A 16,574-nucleotide genomic window follows, 5' to 3' on the forward strand; every position below is an offset into this window, starting at 1 on the left:
TCAAGATAACGGATGTAGTGTGAAAATGAAGTTTGTCGGTCTTTTGGTGCTAATGGTTTTTGCGTCTGGAGTGGTTCGGGCGGATTATTCTGAGCACCCTCTTGCGCAGTCGTTTATCGATAAGATGGTTAATGAACACGGGTTTGAAGAGGGGTTTTTGCGGGATACTCTGAAGCAGGCTGAGCGAAAAGAATCTATTTTGAAAGCCATTTCTCGGCCCGCGGAGAAGAGACTCAATTGGGCAGAGTATTCAAAGATCTTTTTAACTGAGAAGCGTATCCGTTTCGGCAAAGAGTTTATGCTCAAATATGCAGCTGTGCTCGAGCGCGCAGAGTCGGAGTTTGGAGTCCCTAAAGAGATCATTACGGCAATTATCGGCGTAGAAACTCGGTATGGACAGAACAAGGGAAGTTATCGTGTTCTCGATGCGCTTACAACGCTAGGGTTTGACTATGAACCGCGTGGCAAATTCTTTACGAAAGAATTGACTCAGATGTTCCTGCTGGCGCGTGAGCAGGGTTTTAACGTTGCCGATCTGAAAGGTTCCTATGCGGGCGCGATGGGCTACGGCCAATTTATCTCTAGCAGTTATCGGCATTACGCTGTTGACTTTGATGGTGATGGGGTTGTTGATATTTTGAATAACCCGGTAGATGCCATTGGCAGCGTTGCGAATTACTTTAAAGAGCATCGTTGGCATGAGGGAAAACCGGTTGCTGAAAGGGCTGACTTATCTGATCTTGATTACCAAGGACTGCTGAACAAAAGCTTGAAGCCGAAATATCAGATGGCCGACCTAAGAGCGAAGGGTTTGCTTGGTTTTGAAGAGGTTCCTGATGACGCGGCGGTTAAGATTTTAGACTTGCAAGGCGATGAGGGACAAGAAACATGGTTGGCATGGCATAATTTTTACGTAATTACGCGCTATAACCATAGTCATTTATATGCGATGGCCGTCTATCAGCTCTCTAAAGAGATTTTTGAGGCCAGATGATTCGCGTCGTTGCTGTAGTTGTTGCGTGTGTTGTTTTGGTTGCATGCTCAACGAAACCGAGTCGATATAAAATTGACCAAGATGCAGAGCCATCTGGTCAGTTTGATGCGAGTAATGTCCCGTTGGTTGAGCCCAAGTGGGAGCCCTTAAGTCGGCAGGGGAATTCGGCGACTTACGAGGTTCGAGGGAAGACTTATCGGGTGCTCGCGGCAGACGCGGCGTATCAAGAGGAAGGTTATGCCTCTTGGTATGGCCTTAAGTTCCACGGTGAGCTCACATCAAATGGCGAAATTTATGATATGTATAGCTTTTCAGCGGCGCATAAATCCTTGCCTCTTCCAAGTTATGTTCAAGTAACTAACCTAGAAAACAACCGTCAGTTAGTGGTTAGAATAAACGATCGAGGGCCCTTTCATAGTGACCGAATTATTGATCTGTCCTATGCTGCAGCAATCAAGCTAGGCTTTAAAGACAAGGGTACGGCACGAGTTCAACTTGAGCGATTAATGACCCAGCCAACGAGTAAAAAATCGCCACAGAATTCGGGCGTTGGCTCGGCTGTCGTTGTAGAAGATCGGTTAGCGCCATTTTTACAGGTGGCCGCGTTTTCGAGCTACGATCTGGCAGAGGCCATGAGAAAGAGAACGGAAGCTGTGCTCAAAGGCCAAACTGTTTTTTTAGCGGATACAGAGACAGATCGAGGTCTTTTGTATCGTGTTCGAGTGGGGCCCTTTGAATCAGAAAGTGTAGCCAAAAAGGCTGCGCTCGTGTTAACGAAGGAAGGAATTGGTAAGCCACAAGTTATTACTCGTTCGATAAAGGCGCCCGACGCCTAATAAGTCACGTTGAATCAATGTTCTCGGGTGATTCGCAAGGCCATATACGCTAGACTTGCGAAACACAAATCGTAAAATAAATTTTAGGGGTTTTTAGGTATTTCAATGATGAGAATACTCCGTTTCAGCAGCACGTTTACTTCACTTTTGTTGCTAGCTCTTTTTGCTTCCTCGGCGGCTTCGAAGCCGGCGCTGATACCCGCACCGCCTCAGGTTGGCGCAAGTTCGTACGTTTTGATGGATGCGACAACGGGCGAAATAATTATTGAGGAAAATGCTAACGAGTCATTGCCGCCGGCAAGCCTTACCAAGATGATGACGGCTTATATCGTCGAGAGTGAAATCGCTCAAGGCAATGTGTCGTTAACGGACGAGGTACCCGTTAGCGTTAAAGCATGGCGCACGGGGGGCTCTAAAATGTTCATCAAAGAAGGCACGAAAGTCCTTCTTGAGGATCTATTGAAAGGCGTCATCATTCAATCAGGTAACGATGCAAGTATTGCGCTTGCAGAATACCTCGCTGGTAGCGAAGAGGCGTTCGCCGACATTATGAATCAGCAGGCTATCCAGCTTGGTATGACGGGCTCGAATTTTATGAATGCCACTGGTTTACCATCGGATAGTCACTACTCTACTGCGCATGATATGGCTCTGCTGGCAAAAGCAATTATCCAGCATTACCCAGAGCAATACGCGGTTTATAAAGAAAAGTACTTTACGTACAACAATATTCGGCAGCCTAACCGGAATCGTCTTTTGTGGCGGGATAAATCAGTCGACGGCTTGAAGACCGGGCACACTGAAGAAGCGGGTTATTGTTTAGTGTCCTCTGCCAAACGCGATGATATGCGATTGATCAGTGTGGTCATGGGTACTTCTAGTGAAGAAGCAAGGGTGAAAGAAACTCAAAAATTACTAAATTATGGTTTCCGATATTATGAGACAACGCCGCTTTACACGGCTGGAGAGGTTTTAAGCGAGGCAAAGGTTTGGGGTGGGGCGTTAGATGCAATTAATCTTGGTTTAGCCGAAGCCGTGACCGTGACTATTCCTAGGGGGCATAAGACTGAGCTCGAGGCGACCTTAGAAATCAATCCAACCATCAAGGCTCCTGTTGCGCTCGGAGATAGAATGGGGCGTTTGTTGGTTACACTGGATGGCGATGTATTGGTCGATCAGCATATTGTCGCGCTTGAGGATGTTGATCAGGGTGGATTGTTCAAGCGTATATGGGACTGGATCAAATTGTTTTTCCTAGGTTTGTTTGGTTAGAGAGGGGTGATGAATGGCCGACGTACCAGAGCTTGAGTTTCCATGTCACTATCCAATCAAAGTTATTTGTTCAAATGCGCCCGAGGTCGGTGAGGTAGTCGGAGCGATTGTCAGTGAACATGCCCCCGGGTTTGATCGAGATAGCATTGTTGCTCAAGAAAGCAAAAATGGAAATTTTGTGTCTCTTAGGATTAGCTTCCAAGCGACGGACAGGGAGCAGCTAGATGCAATGCATAAGGCTATTACTTCTGTGTCGCATGTGAAAATGGTTATCTAGGAAAGAGGTGCTATTTGAGCCTAGCAGAAAGCCCCGAGCAGATTGTTTCTAACGAAGATAGAGAGCTCTTTGTTCGCTACCTCAGCGAGTTGGCAGATTATGAGCCGACATGGCAAGCCATGCAGCAATATACTGACGCGCGCGACGATCATTCTGAAGACCAAATCTGGGTGTTACAGCATCGACCTGTGTTTACTCAGGGGCAGGCTGGCAAGGCAGAACATCTATTAGCGCCAGGCGATATTCCAGTTGTTCAGGTAGATCGCGGAGGACAGGTTACCTATCATGGCCCAGGGCAACTTGTCGTATACCTCTTGCTAGATATTGACCGTATGGGAATTGGCGCAAGGCAGCTGGTGACGCTTATTGAAACGAGTATCGTGAGTACGCTTGGTTTATTAGGTGTTTCTGCAGAAGCAAGAAGAGACGCACCTGGAGTTTATGTTGACGGGCGGAAGATTGCTTCGATTGGTTTGCGTATTCGAAAAGGGCGTTGCTTTCACGGTTTAAGTATTAATATCGATATGGACCTCTCGCCCTTTGACAGGATTAATCCGTGCGGATATCGCGGCTTGGAAATGACGCAGCTCTCTAATTTTGAAAACTGGGAGCCCGTCGAGCCTTTTGCAGGACGTTTGGTTGACGCTCTGCGTGAGCAGTTTGGGTACAAACAGCTCGTAATTGAATATACAGAGACTTTATGACCAATAAAACAATTGATGAGAATCTAGACGGTGCAGGCGAGCCAGATCATGCTGCGACAGGCAAGGCTAAGCCATCAATCAAACGTGCGGTGACTGGTGAGAAACTTCGAGGCGCCGAAAAAGTCGCAAGAATACCCATTAAGGTCATCCCCACCGAAAAAATGCCGCGCAAGCCAGATTGGATTCGGGTCCGTGTTCCTGCAACACCAAGAATTTCTGAGATAAAGCAAAAGCTCCGCAAGCATGGTTTGCATACCGTTTGTGAAGAGGCATCCTGCCCGAACCTTGGAGAGTGCTTTGGTGGTGGAACGGCGACCTTTATGATTATGGGCGATATTTGTACTCGTCGCTGCCCCTTCTGCGATGTTGCTCATGGCAGGCCAAAGCCGCTAAATCAAGATGAGCCTGCTGAGTTGGCAGAAGCGATTGCGGACATGGCGCTAAATTACGTCGTGATTACCTCTGTCGACCGCGATGATTTGCGAGATGGTGGAGCGCAGCATTTTGCAGACTGTATCCGTGAAACGCGGGAGCGGTCTGAAGAGATTCAAATCGAGGTATTGGTGCCTGACTTTCGAGGTCGCATGGATGTTGCTTTGGATATCCTAAAGGATACGCCGCCAGACGTTTTTAATCATAATCTCGAAACTGTCCCATCGCTTTATAAAAAGGTGCGACCGGGTTCTGATTATGCTTGGTCACTCAAACTGTTGAAGGAGTATAAAGCGCTGGCGCCAAATGTATTGACCAAGTCTGGGTTGATGCTAGGTATTGGTGAGACGCTTGATGAAGTCGAGCAAGTAATGGCGGACCTGCGAGAGCATGATGTAGATATGTTGACACTTGGGCAGTATTTGCAGCCTAGTCGTGATCATTTGGCGCTAGAGCGTTTTGTAACGCCGGCGGAGTTTGACGAGTTGGCTGAGAAGGCGCGTGCGCTTGGTTTTAAGCATGTCGCAAGTGGGCCATTGGTTCGTTCCTCTTATCATGCGGACAAACAAGCGAAAGGGGAAAAGGTCGGTTAGTTTGGCCCTTCGCCGACTTGACGTGTACAAGGCGCATTATGAAGCTCTCGAAAATCAAGACAGGTAGCTTTGAACGGCGCTTAAGTCTCACTCGTGCAGGTCTGGTTGCTGGAACGAGAATGGCTGGCAGCTTGACGGCGGGTCTGTTTAAAGGGGCGGAAGGGCGCAAAGAAGCGCGCAGGCAGGCGCTCTCCCGAGAGGCGAAGTATTTAGCTGACGAGCTTGGGAAATTAAAAGGTAGTGTTGTGAAAATCGGGCAGATGATGGCTCTATATGGTGAGCATTTTCTTCCTGTCGAAGTCACTGAGGCCTTACATACTCTCGAAGAGAATACGCAACCGCTAGAGTGGGCGATTGTCAGAGGAATTCTGTTTGAACAGCTCGGTTCGGACGCGGTTCAAGATCTTGATATCGAAGAGACGCCGATTGGCACAGCCAGTCTAGGCCAGGTACATCGAGCGCGCATAAAGGGCTCGGGTCAGGAAATTTGTCTTAAAATCCAATATCCTGGCGTTGCATCTGCGATTGATGCAGACCTGGATTCGGTTGCTCAAATATTGCGGCTGACTAACGTTGTTGCACGTGGGCCAGCGTTTGACGAATGGTTGCTGGAGGTGCGCGAGATGATGCACCGAGAGGTTGATTACGTCCTTGAGGCTGAGACAACGCAACGTTTTCACGAGTTGTTAAAAGACGATTCGCGCTACATTGTTCCAAGCGTGATTCAGCAGTATTCCAATGCGCATATTCTTGCGACAAGTTACGAAAAAGGTGTGCACGTTGGCAGTGAGCTGGCGCAAGCCCTTCCTCAGGAACAGCGAGACAAACTTTCCGCTTCATTCCTAGAATTGTTTTTAAATGAGCTATTTGTTTGGCACGAGATCCAAACTGATCCAAATTTTGGGAATTACCGGATTCGCATCGACGAGAATGATGTTCGTCTCGTTCTTTTGGACTTTGGGGCGGTACAACGATATCAGTCAAGCTTTATCCAGCCAGTCTGTTCTATGATTCGTTCAGCCTATCACCGAGACTTAGAGGGTGTGATCGCGGGTGGTATTGCGTTGAATTTTATGCGGCCTGAATGGCCTAGAGATGTGCTTGAGCAGTTTGGTAAGGTTTGTATGGCTGTGCTTGAGCCTCTTGTCCCTGTAGCCTCTCAAGGTATCGACAAGGCCCAATACTGTGATGCTCAAGGTCGCTATCTGTGGAATGAAAGCGATTTGCCGACAAGGATCGCCAAAATAGCCGCGCGCTCTGCGGTTAGCCGCTACTTCAAGATTCCTCCGAAAGAGTTTGTTTTTCTTAACCGAAAGCTTGTCGGAGTTTATACGTTTATCTCAGTATTGCGGGCGCGTTTCGACGGAGAACCAATACTTCGGGAGTATCTTGAAATACCCATGCAGTAAGTTTTCCCTCGAGGCGTCAAATGCTATAAAATGCGCGCCTTAATTTGAAAGAGTACCCTATGTGAGCAGTCTTAAAAATATTCGTAATTTCTCTATTATCGCCCATATCGACCATGGCAAATCGACCTTAGCAGACAGGTTTATACAGGTCTGTGGTGGCTTGAGTGAGCGAGAGATGGAGGCGCAAGTTCTTGACTCGATGGACATAGAGCGTGAACGGGGTATTACGATCAAAGCTCAGAGCGTTACGCTGTACTACACAGCGAAGGATGGCGAGACATATCAACTGAACTTCATCGACACTCCCGGGCACGTCGATTTCTCGTATGAGGTGTCTCGATCGCTTGCTGCCTGTGAGGGAGCGCTCTTAGTTGTAGATGCGGGGCAGGGTGTTGAGGCGCAATCTGTCGCAAATTGCTATACCGCCATCGAGCAAGGCCTAGAAGTGTTGCCTGTACTCAACAAAATGGATTTGCCGCAAGCCGAGCCAGACCGTGTTAAGCAGGAAATCGAAGACATAATCGGTATCGATGCAACTGGTGCGGTCGCGTGCAGTGCAAAATCTGGCATGGGTGTCGAAGACGTCCTTGAGGAGCTTATTCAAGTTATTCCTCCACCAGAAGGCGATACCGATGGCAATCTCCAAGCACTGATCATCGATTCATGGTTTGATAACTATCTCGGAGTCGTCTCCTTGGTTCGAGTGATGTCTGGGACGATGCGCAAGGGCGATCGCATTTTTATAAAGTCGACGGGTAAGGTTGAGCAAATTACGTCAATTGGCGTTTTTACTCCAAAACATCATGAGACCGGAGTCCTAAAAGCGGGTGAAGTAGGGTTCGTGGTTGCTGGAATCAAAGAGATTCATGGAGCGCCGGTGGGTGATACCATCACAAGTGCCAAGACGCAAGACGTGGCTCAGTTGCCAGGCTTTAAACGCGTTAAGCCCCAAGTGTACGCAGCATTATTTCCCGTTAGTGCGGATGATTTTGAGGCCTTCCGAGAAGCATTAGATAAATTAACTCTGAATGACGCTTCTCTGCAGTTCGAACCTGAGTCTTCAGACGCCCTTGGTTTTGGTTTCCGTTGTGGGTTCCTTGGCATGCTGCACATGGAGATTATCCAAGAGCGGCTCGAGCGGGAGTATGATCTCGATCTGATAACATCGGCGCCCACTGTCGCATATGAAGTGAAATTACGTAACGGCGATGTGATTATGGTTGATAATCCATCGCGTCTTCCTGATCCCGGATCTATTGACGAGATGCGTGAGCCGGTCGTGGAAGCGAATATTCTCGTGCCACAAGCGTATCTGGGGAATGTCATCAGTCTCTGTGTCGAAAAGCGGGGTGTCCAACTTGATATGCAGTTTGTTGGCGGTCAAGTTGCTTTGAAATACGAACTTCCAATGGCTGAGGTAGTACTCGACTTTTTTGATCGTATCAAGTCGGTTAGTCGCGGATTCGCGTCACTCGATTACCAATTTGAGCGCTTCGAACCCGCAAATCTAGTCAAGCTTGACGTGTTGATCAATGGAGACAAGGTAGATGCATTAGCATTGATTATTCACCGTGATCATGCTCAGTCTAAAGGCCGTTTGCTGACTGAAAAAATGAAGGAATTGATTCCGCGTCAGATGTTTGATGTTGCCATTCAGTCCGCGATTGGTGGCCAAATTGTTGCAAGACAGACAGTGAAAGCTCTTCGAAAAAACGTAACTGCAAAATGTTACGGTGGAGATGTAAGTCGTAAGAAGAAGTTACTCCAGAAACAAAAGGAAGGTAAGAAGCGCATGAAGCAAGTGGGCAGCGTTGAAATTCCTCAAGAAGCATTTCTGGCCGTGCTCAAAGTAGATAGTTAATGTGGCCTCCAAGGTCGGCGTATAAACGTTTAAGAAAATTTGCGAGTAGAGTATGGATATTGATTTTCCCCTGGTTTTAGTCGTTTTGACGCTAGCCACTGGTCTGGTTTATTTGCTAGATGTGTTGGTGTTCGCGAAAAAGCGCGCTCAACTTGGTGAGGAAGGTGAGGCCGAGGATGTGAAGGTTCCTTGGCTGATTGAAAATTCGCGTTCATTCTTCCCGGTTTTGGCGATCGTTTTGGTGCTGCGGTCATTCTTGGTTGAGCCGTTTCAAATCCCGTCAGGCTCTATGTTGCCCACTTTAGAAGTGGGTGATTTTATTCTGGTAAATAAGTTTGAGTATGGGCTACGCCTCCCTGTTGCAGGTACGAAGGTCGTGGAATTGAATGATCCGCAGCGCGGTGACGTGATGGTATTTAAATTTCCTGAAGATGGGAAAACTAACTATATCAAGCGAGTCGTCGGGCTACCGGGTGACAAAATTAGATACTCACAAAAGCAGTTATTTATTAATGATGAATTGGTGAGCGAGCGTATGCTAGCGAACTTTGCACCCTATAAACTATTTGAAGAAGAGCTTGGTGGGGTAAAGCATCAATTGATTGAGCACCAGTTGCGACGAAATATTGAGGCAGAAGGCGAATGGCTTGTACCCGACAATTCGTACTTTGTGATGGGAGATAATCGCGATAATAGTAACGATAGTCGTTTTTGGGGTTTTGTCTCTGACGAGCTCGTTGTAGGCAAGGCGTTTGCGATTTGGATGCAATGGAAAAGCATTACATCTCTGCCTTCGTTCTCACGAGTCGGCGGTATTGAGTAAACCTTTGATTTGATGGAAAAACAACGGTTGTCCGTCTACCCTTTAAAGGTGTGCGAGACAATTCAAAACCCGTATGAGAGGACTTATGCTGCAATCCCAAGAACAATTTTCGACTCCGGCAAGACAGCGAGGGGCGTCCATGCCCGCGATTTTGATTTTCGTAGCGATGGCAGCAATGTTTTTGCTCGTGGGTTTCAAGTTGTACCCGGCGTATTTTGAGCATTGGCAGTTGCAATCTGTCGTTGAGTCTTTCGAGAAAGATCCCGAAACGCGAGAGCTAAGTGTCGGCGAAATCACCAAGCGATTTCGAGTGCGAATGCAAACCAACAATATTCGAGAAATTGATTTTAATGACGCAGTCACCATCGAAAAGGATGGCGGTGTTTTGTATATCTTTGTCGAGTATGAGTCCCGTATAAATATCTACAACAACGTTGATGCTGTTGTAACATGGGACGAAACGACAGAGATATTTCTCTAATTTGGAGCTGAGTGATTCAAACTGATTTAGGCCGTCTCGAGCGAAAGCTTGGCCACACATTTAATGACCAGACTCTGCTTGAGTTGGCCCTGACGCATCGCAGTTTTAAAGGCAAGAACAATGAGCGTCTTGAATATCTTGGCGATGCGATATTGGGATATGTTATCGCTGAACAACTTTTTCTCAGATTTCCAAATGCAAAAGAAGGCCAGTTATCGCGATTTCGCGCTCGTTTAGTAAAAGGTGTTACGCTAGCGGAGATCGCAAAAGGTTTTGATGTTGGCGATTATCTGCGCTTAGGGCCGGGGGAACTCAAGAGTGGCGGTTTTCGGCGAGAGTCTATTCTAGCTGATGCCTTGGAATCGATTATCGGCGCGACATTTCTGGATGCTGGTCATGATGCCGCTAAAGACATGATTTTATCGTGGTATGAAGAACGACTTGCCTCGCAAAGCCTTAAAGATACCGAAAAAGATCCAAAAACCCAGCTTCAGGAATTCTTGCAAGCCCGAAAGTTGCCTCTTCCCAAATATGAAGTATTGCGAACAGAAGGCGAAGCGCATGCGCAAACGTTTTTTATTCGCTGCAGTATTGAGCCCGCTGATGTGCTAATCGAGTCGAGTGGCCCAAGTCGACGACACGCCGAGCAGGATGCTGCACGTAGCGCCCTTGAACAACTGAGTAAATCTCTATGAGTGATGAAAGTAAAAAATCCGACGCGACGCAGTCGCCTGATGAGCTAGACGCACTGCTAGGGAAGGCGTTTGGTGGGGTTGTTCAGAAGCAAAATACTCGCTGCGGATACGTCGCGATTGTTGGCCGTCCGAATGTGGGGAAATCGACACTAATGAACCATATTTTGGGGCAAAAACTGAGTATCACATCGCGGCGACCGCAAACTACAAGGCATCAAATTCTTGGTATTAAAACGCATGGTGAGAATCAGGCAGTTTACGTAGATACGCCCGGCTTACATTTGAAAGAGCATAAAGCGATTAATCGCTACATGAACAAAGCCGCTTCAAGCTCTCTTAAGGATGTCGATGTCGTAGTCTTCGTTGTTGACAGAACGTATTGGACTGATGACGATGATTTAGTACTCGAGAAATTGGAGCAGGTTAAGGCGCCTGTGATCTTGTGTGTAAATAAAGTAGATCGAACCAAAGATAAGGGTAGATTTTTGCCCTACCTTGAAGAGCTTGCAAAGAAATATAGCTTTAAAGAGATCGTTCCGATTTCCGCCAAGCAGGGACATAACATTGATTCCCTCGAGAACTTGATAGAAGACCTACTCCCTGAGAGCATGCATTATTTTCCTGACTCGCAAGTCACTGATAAAAGTCAGCGATTTATGGCAGCGGAGATGGTGCGTGAAAAGATAATGCGTCAACTTGGTGATGAGCTTCCATATTCGGTTACGGTAGAGATCGAAGAGTTTAAGAAAAAGAAGAACATTCTTCATGTGAGCGCACTGATATTGGTAGAGCGCAGTGGACAGAAAAAGATCGTAATTGGTGAAAAGGGCGAGCAAATCAAGATTATTGGTCGCGATGCTCGAAAAGATATGGAGCGCTTGTTTGACAGTAAAGTCATGCTCAATCTTTGGGTTAAAGTGAAGGGCGGTTGGTCAGATGATGAACGAGCGCTCAAAAGTCTCGGGTATAAAGACCAATAGGCAATCCGTCGATGCTGAATGCTTGTTACATCCTGCATCGAAGAGCATATCGAGAGACAAGCTTATTGCTCGATGTGTTTAGCTACCAGCATGGTAAGCTTTCATTGCTTGCGAAGGGTGCCTATAAAGCTAAGTCTGCAAAGAGTGCTCAGTTACAGCCTTTTCAGCCTCTTCTTTTAGATTGGGTGGGAGGGGCGACGCTTAAGACCCTTTCCAAATCTGAAGCACCGCGTCCGGCGCTTCAGTTCTCCGGTATTAGCCTTTACGCAGCCATGTATTTAAACGAATTGCTCTACAAGCTTTTGCAGGAAGAGCAACCTATGCACCCTCTTTTTGAGGCCTATATTTGGGCTTTGGGGGCTCTCAGCTCAGGGTATGATGTTGACGATTCTCTTAGACGGTTTGAGGTAGAGTTACTTAGGTCACTAGGGCTTCTTCCTGATCTGTATAACGACTGGCAGGGAAATCGGCTAGAGGCGTCTTCTACGTACTATTTAAGCAAAGATGGGGCGTTTGTGCTTAGCGCACAAACAGAAACAAACGCAGCGCGTAGTAAACCGCTATTGATTAATGGCGCAGATGCCCATCGCCTAGCAAGTATCTTGGACAGCCCGAGTGTCTTCTGTGCTGAGGACTCGTCCATCGGTGAGCGCGCGGCCACGTTTATATCAAACTCTTCAGTCAAGGCCTTGCTTCGAGGGTTGATTGATAAGGCGCTTGATGGCAAGGAGTTGGAGAGTCGCAAACTCGTAAAGCAGTTTGTTGGGCATCTTAAGAATTAAGCAGTGTAGACCAGAGAGAGAATCGTAATGCAACAGACATCATTTCCGCAGAGAGTATTGCTTGGCGTTAACGTCGATCACGTAGCAACACTCCGCCAAGCTCGCGGAACGCGTTATCCTGACCCCGTCCAAGCGGCGATGCTAGCTGAGGAAGCTGGTGCGGATGGTATTACAATTCACCCCCGTGAGGACCGTCGTCATATTCAAGATCGTGATGTCTTTGTGATGAAAGAGACCTTACAAACACGGATGAATTTAGAAATGGCGGTGACGGATGCCATGATCGACTTGGCACTTAAAGTCATGCCCGAGCATGTTTGTTTGGTTCCGGAGAAGCGCGAAGAGCTTACAACAGAGGGGGGACTCGACGTTATCGCCCATGAGGAAAAAATCAAACGCGCGTGCCATGTGCTCGGAGCAAAAGGCGTCGAGGTCTCATTGTTTATTGATCCAAGTCTCGAGCAAATAGAGGCCTCTCGGCGTTGCGGTGCCGCGGCTATAGAACTCCATACTGGTGCTTATGCGGAGCCTGAAAGTAGAGCGCACCAATTGAGTGAACTGGCGCTGATTTCTGACGCTGTTCGTTTTGGCGTAGAGCATGGCCTAATCGTAAATGCAGGCCATGGTTTGAATTATCAGAATACGCATGAGATCGCGTCGATTGAGGGCGTCAACGAGCTCAATATTGGGCATAGTATTATCGCTCGCGCTTTGTTTGTCGGGATAAAAGAGGCCGTCTCGGAAATGCGCTCGATTATTATCGAATCGGCTAGAGGTTAGATAGTTTGCTGGGTATTGGGGTAGACCTCGTCGATGTTGCGCGTATCGAGAAAGCGTTTGCAAAAAATACAGAGAAGTTTCCGCGTCGGATATTATCACCCGAAGAGTTAGAGCAGTTTTTGGTTAGTGCTGATGAGGTGGCTTTTTTGGCAAAGCGTTTCGCCGCAAAGGAGGCCGTTGCCAAAGCCTTAGGCACTGGCTTTTCGGGCGGTGTCTCATGGACAGATATTTCGCTAGACCATGATGAATTGGGGAAGCCTTACGTCAATCTTTTTGGCGCGGCAGAAGAGCAATTCCAGAGGATGGGGGCCACTCGAGTGTTGGTGAGCCTCTCTGATGAAGCGGGACTAGTGATCGCCTACGCGAACGTTAGTTGATGGATTGTCTTTGAGGCTGCGATAGGCATCTAGTCGCACGGTTTGGCGATTTTGCTTAACCGGCGACGCGCTTCAAATCAATTAAGATGCCTGGCAAACCTCAGAAAAATTAAAAGGTGATCCGTAACCCTAGAAATAACCCACTTTCGAACGTTCGATCGTTGCTGCTATCTTTAACGCCGGCGTTGAGGTATTGGTATCCTGCCGAAATGTCAGCACTTTGAATCACGCGATAGTTCAATTGGGCACGAACATGCGTGTAACGGTCAGCATCATCGTAGGCTACGATATCGGGCGCATAGTGGGCGCGAAGCTCTGTCGACAAGCCCGGAGAAGCGGGTATGTTAACTCGAATATTTCCTCCAAATGCGATTGCCGCGCCTTTAAAACCACCTTCTTTCATTCGGGTTGCTTCTAGTCCAAGCATCACGGTTGTCGGCATATTCGCTATAGCGGTTTGTCCTTTTGTATGGAGATTAACATTACTAATGTTAATCGACGCACTTTTGTCTTTGTAGAAATGTTCAAAACCAGCAATCAAACCTGAGTTACCAAGATCGCCTTCAATTCCGCCGCCAATGGTGTCGTTGCTGATGCGAAAAGCAACCTCGCCACTATGAGCATTGGAAGTGGCAAAGATCGAAACGGCGATAATTCCTAAAAGACAGTTGGAGAAAATTTGTTTCATGCAGAACCTTTTCTGAGTTGTAAAATTGAGAGCGGATTAAAAGTCATACCGAAAAGAGGAAAACAACGAAAAGTCCGGACTGGTGCTTGGTCTTAAGTCTTCATTGAATCCGAGTTGTAGTTTTGCTGAACGGAGCTCGTAGTTAACTGCTACGCTCGCAATAATGGGCACCCAACCAAGTTCTCTTATGCTCGAGTCAAAATAAGGCGAGTTTGTATCAAGTTGCGCCTCTAGGCTTAAAGAGTTGGTTGCATCGTAGCCCATGCCCATTGTTCCGCCCAATATTAACGGATTTGGTTTGAGTTCACCAAACTCATGGTTGCTATGCAGTATACTAGCGCCGGCGCCAAACCATGTTCGCAACGTTGGTAAATAGCTCTGCGAAAGGAAAAGGTCTGGACCGGTCAGGCTCGAGCTGACGGTAAAACCGTAAGTATCTGTCGATGTTCGTTTAGAAGTGCTACCCGTCGGAATTGATAAGCTCACTCGTAAATTTGAAAATGCTTCTAGCTCTCTGAATTCGTAAAAAAGCGTGGTATCTCCATAACCGGTTTGGGAGCGGGTTAAAGAATAGATATCTTGATTGTTGGATTGAATGCGCCAATTGAGTTGGTTTTGATTGTTTTCAGTGCGGCCGTTCTGGGGCATCCCAAACAGGTCATGAAAATCATAAATAAGCTGATCCATAACCCCGGTCGAATGCTTGAACCATCTATTTGTTATCCCGGCAACATTCTTACCTAGGGTGAATTCCAATGATTGTTGAACGGTGCTTGTCTCTCCATCAATGTTATAAAGACTGTTGCCATCATCGCCTGAGCTTAGGTAATTTGCACTGGCAATATCAAGCGTGTATCGAGCATCCGAAGAGCTTTTTGCGTCCAGTGCTGGGTAGTCTATTTGGGGGAGCTGCCCGATCACGGGACTCAAGTTAATGTATCGGATGTTCGCTACGCTCGTTTGGCAAGCGCATAGCATGACAAAGCTGATGACTAGCCGTTGTGTAAGTTTTGAGTTGTACATAATTAATGATTCGTCGGTAATGCCGCTCAGAATAGAGCAGTCATCGGAATTTTGTTAGTGTTATTAACGACAAATAATAAAAGTAGTAATGGTGGGTGTAAGTAGGAATGAGAGCTTTAATTAAGGGACTAATGGAAGCAAGTCTTCTGCGGAAACTTTTACTTCGTGTGTTGTTTGGCTCGCTCTTGTTTTTGGCTGCATTTCAGTTAATCGAGGGCTATGAGCGATACAAGGGGTACCGAACTGCGGTCGTTGCGTGTATCGATGAACATTTTAGGGAGTCGAACGACGCTCTTGCAAAGTACTTAAAAGCAGGGCTTTACGAGAACCTGTCTGCGCGTTTAAACAGCATCGAGTATTCCTGCGCTTTTCCCAAAGGCCCGCTTGCGATGAATGAGGTGATTTACAACGCCATCGAGCAGGCAAATTTTTACTGGAGCATCGAGAAAGATGATCGGCAAGTATTAAGTATCGGCAAGAATCTACTCCGTGGTCCGACAAGTGTAATTGCCCACCCGTTGAGTATTTGGCACGAGGGAAATCATGGAGATTACTGGGTTGGCTCAATCAATCTTGAGCTTTTCTTCGGAGACTACCTTTCGCAATTGGTCGGGGAGCTTTGGGTCGATTTTAGTAAAGAGCTTTTTAAGCTCGCGTCTATTTGGCTGATTACATACCTGTTGTTTTATCGTTGTTACATCGTGCCGAATCAAGTTTTTGTTAGAACTGTTTCTAAGTCTCGTTTGTTGCCCGCTGAGGTTAGAAATCTCGTTGCCGGAAGGCAGGATGAATTAAGCAATGTTTGGCGAGCCTTTCTTGTTCTGAAAGAGAGTGCGGAAGTCGAGCGTTTTGAGTTTGAATCTCAAATTAGAGATCTCGAAACGCACATTGCTAAAATTGAACGAGGCCAGGCAGGACAAAGTCTTTCTACAGAACATGCCAGCTTGGATATCAAGAACGCGCTCGCTCGCGCACTCGTCTTACAAGCTCGAGCAGCGCGCACAGGCGATCCGCAGGCTGCATTTCGTTCAAGCTATCTTAGTGCCGTTATGAGCGTTGCTGCGAATCTGCATGATCGTGCACAGATGGAGTCAGGCGAACTTATCCTTAGCGAGATCCCGTTTAATTTCAGGGTGATGATGTTGCAGGTATACCAGGAGTTTTTGCCTCGTTTAGAGCGCAGAGCGATCTCTGCCAACATTCATTTTGATCCGAACCTCCCTGCATTTGCGGTTGGCGACCCAGAGAAACTAAAGCGAATTGTGCGAAATGCGTTTAAACGAGCACTTCTTCAAGCGCGTGTTGATTCGTTTACTGTTCGAGCACAGTATCGGCCCGATACACGAACTGGCCCAAGATTTTTACTAGAACTCGTTACCAGTGGAAAAGCAGATGCTGGTAGCGGTATTAGTCAGTCAGGAGACGGGCGGAAGGAGCCTGAGAAGGGCCCAACGCCAATGCTTGAGATGCTTTGTTACATCATGGGCGCGCGCTGGGTTTTTTCGATGGGCCTGGATGGAGAGTTGAAACAAAGCCTTAGCGTTGCGCTGCCAACCGTCGATGCGCC

The 16,574-nt window shown here is 47.3% G+C and carries 18 protein-coding genes; 16 read left to right on the forward strand and 2 right to left on the reverse strand.

From position 1 onward, the window contains the following. The first annotated feature begins 25 nt into the window (after window positions 1-25). The 15 genes from mltB to acpS all read left to right on the forward strand — a co-directional run bounded on the left by mltB (window position 26) and on the right by acpS (window position 13,296). Window positions 26-994 carry a lytic murein transglycosylase B gene (mltB, locus tag A3750_RS06045; RefSeq protein WP_068451275.1) on the forward strand — a complete coding sequence of 323 codons (969 nt, stop codon included), beginning with the start codon at window positions 26-28 and terminating at the stop codon, window positions 992-994. Then, complete coding sequence (locus tag A3750_RS06050; protein WP_068451258.1) at window positions 991-1,830, forward strand: septal ring lytic transglycosylase RlpA family protein; 840 nt, start codon at window positions 991-993, stop codon at window positions 1,828-1,830. Before mltB ends, A3750_RS06050 begins: the two co-directional genes overlap by 4 nt. 105 nt (window positions 1,831-1,935) lie before the next feature. After that, window positions 1,936-3,102, forward strand: coding sequence for a D-alanyl-D-alanine carboxypeptidase family protein (locus tag A3750_RS06055; protein WP_068465885.1), 1,167 nt, complete (start codon window positions 1,936-1,938; stop codon window positions 3,100-3,102). Window positions 3,103-3,115: 13 nt separating this feature from the next. Next, complete coding sequence (locus tag A3750_RS06060) at window positions 3,116-3,379, forward strand: YbeD family protein (protein WP_068455280.1); 264 nt, start codon at window positions 3,116-3,118, stop codon at window positions 3,377-3,379. A gap of 119 nt (window positions 3,380-3,498) precedes the next feature. Beyond that, entirely contained in the window at window positions 3,499-4,083 is a 585-nt protein-coding gene (lipB, locus tag A3750_RS06065) for a lipoyl(octanoyl) transferase LipB (protein WP_231871740.1), read from the forward strand. Further along, window positions 4,080-5,108 (forward strand): lipoyl synthase, encoded by a 1,029-nt coding sequence (gene lipA, locus A3750_RS06070; RefSeq protein WP_082863175.1) that lies wholly within the window; start codon window positions 4,080-4,082, stop codon window positions 5,106-5,108. The genes lipB and lipA overlap by 4 nt, the downstream gene beginning before the upstream one ends. 38 nt (window positions 5,109-5,146) lie before the next feature. Then, window positions 5,147-6,517, forward strand: a complete 1,371-nt coding sequence (locus A3750_RS06075) for an AarF/ABC1/UbiB kinase family protein (RefSeq protein WP_068455277.1) — start codon at window positions 5,147-5,149, stop codon at window positions 6,515-6,517. A 61-nt stretch (window positions 6,518-6,578) separates the two neighbouring features. Next, the gene (lepA, locus tag A3750_RS06080; RefSeq protein ID WP_068465886.1) at window positions 6,579-8,378 is read left to right on the forward strand and encodes a translation elongation factor 4; all 1,800 of its coding nucleotides are present in this window, start codon (window positions 6,579-6,581) and stop codon (window positions 8,376-8,378) included. Window positions 8,379-8,430: 52 nt separating this feature from the next. Next, window positions 8,431-9,201 (forward strand): signal peptidase I, encoded by a 771-nt coding sequence (lepB, locus tag A3750_RS06085; protein ID WP_068457373.1) that lies wholly within the window; start codon window positions 8,431-8,433, stop codon window positions 9,199-9,201. Between the two features lie 85 nt (window positions 9,202-9,286). After that, window positions 9,287-9,682, forward strand: coding sequence for a DUF4845 domain-containing protein (locus tag A3750_RS06090; protein WP_197466370.1), 396 nt, complete (start codon window positions 9,287-9,289; stop codon window positions 9,680-9,682). A gap of 14 nt (window positions 9,683-9,696) precedes the next feature. Then, window positions 9,697-10,377, forward strand: coding sequence for a ribonuclease III (gene rnc / locus A3750_RS06095; RefSeq protein WP_068457420.1), 681 nt, complete (start codon window positions 9,697-9,699; stop codon window positions 10,375-10,377). Beyond that, window positions 10,374-11,357, forward strand: coding sequence for a GTPase Era (gene era / locus A3750_RS06100; protein WP_082863281.1), 984 nt, complete (start codon window positions 10,374-10,376; stop codon window positions 11,355-11,357). Before rnc ends, era begins: the two co-directional genes overlap by 4 nt. Before the next feature lie 11 nt (window positions 11,358-11,368). Then, window positions 11,369-12,139: a DNA repair protein RecO gene (recO, locus tag A3750_RS06105; RefSeq protein ID WP_068457378.1), complete on the forward strand. Its 771-nt coding sequence runs from the start codon at window positions 11,369-11,371 to the stop codon at window positions 12,137-12,139. Between the two features lie 27 nt (window positions 12,140-12,166). Then, entirely contained in the window at window positions 12,167-12,919 is a 753-nt protein-coding gene (gene pdxJ, locus A3750_RS06110; RefSeq protein ID WP_068457390.1) for a pyridoxine 5'-phosphate synthase, read from the forward strand. A gap of 5 nt (window positions 12,920-12,924) precedes the next feature. Continuing rightward, window positions 12,925-13,296: a holo-ACP synthase gene (gene acpS, locus A3750_RS06115; protein ID WP_068457393.1), complete on the forward strand. Its 372-nt coding sequence runs from the start codon at window positions 12,925-12,927 to the stop codon at window positions 13,294-13,296. Between the two features lie 109 nt (window positions 13,297-13,405). On the opposite strand, the gene A3750_RS06120 is transcribed toward acpS, so the two are convergent. Next, window positions 13,406-13,984, reverse strand: coding sequence for a YfaZ family outer membrane protein (locus A3750_RS06120; protein ID WP_068457395.1), 579 nt, complete (start codon window positions 13,982-13,984; stop codon window positions 13,406-13,408). A 36-nt stretch (window positions 13,985-14,020) separates the two neighbouring features. Further along, window positions 14,021-15,007, reverse strand: a complete 987-nt coding sequence (locus A3750_RS06125; protein ID WP_068457397.1) for a DUF3187 family protein — start codon at window positions 15,005-15,007, stop codon at window positions 14,021-14,023. Between the two features lie 107 nt (window positions 15,008-15,114). On the opposite strand from A3750_RS06125, the gene A3750_RS06130 reads away from it, so the two are divergent. Beyond that, on the forward strand, window positions 15,115-16,574 hold a 1,460-nt coding region (locus A3750_RS06130), incomplete at its 3' end, for a hypothetical protein (RefSeq protein WP_231871739.1).

The sequence above is a fragment of the Oleiphilus sp. HI0079 genome, assembly GCF_001635105.1.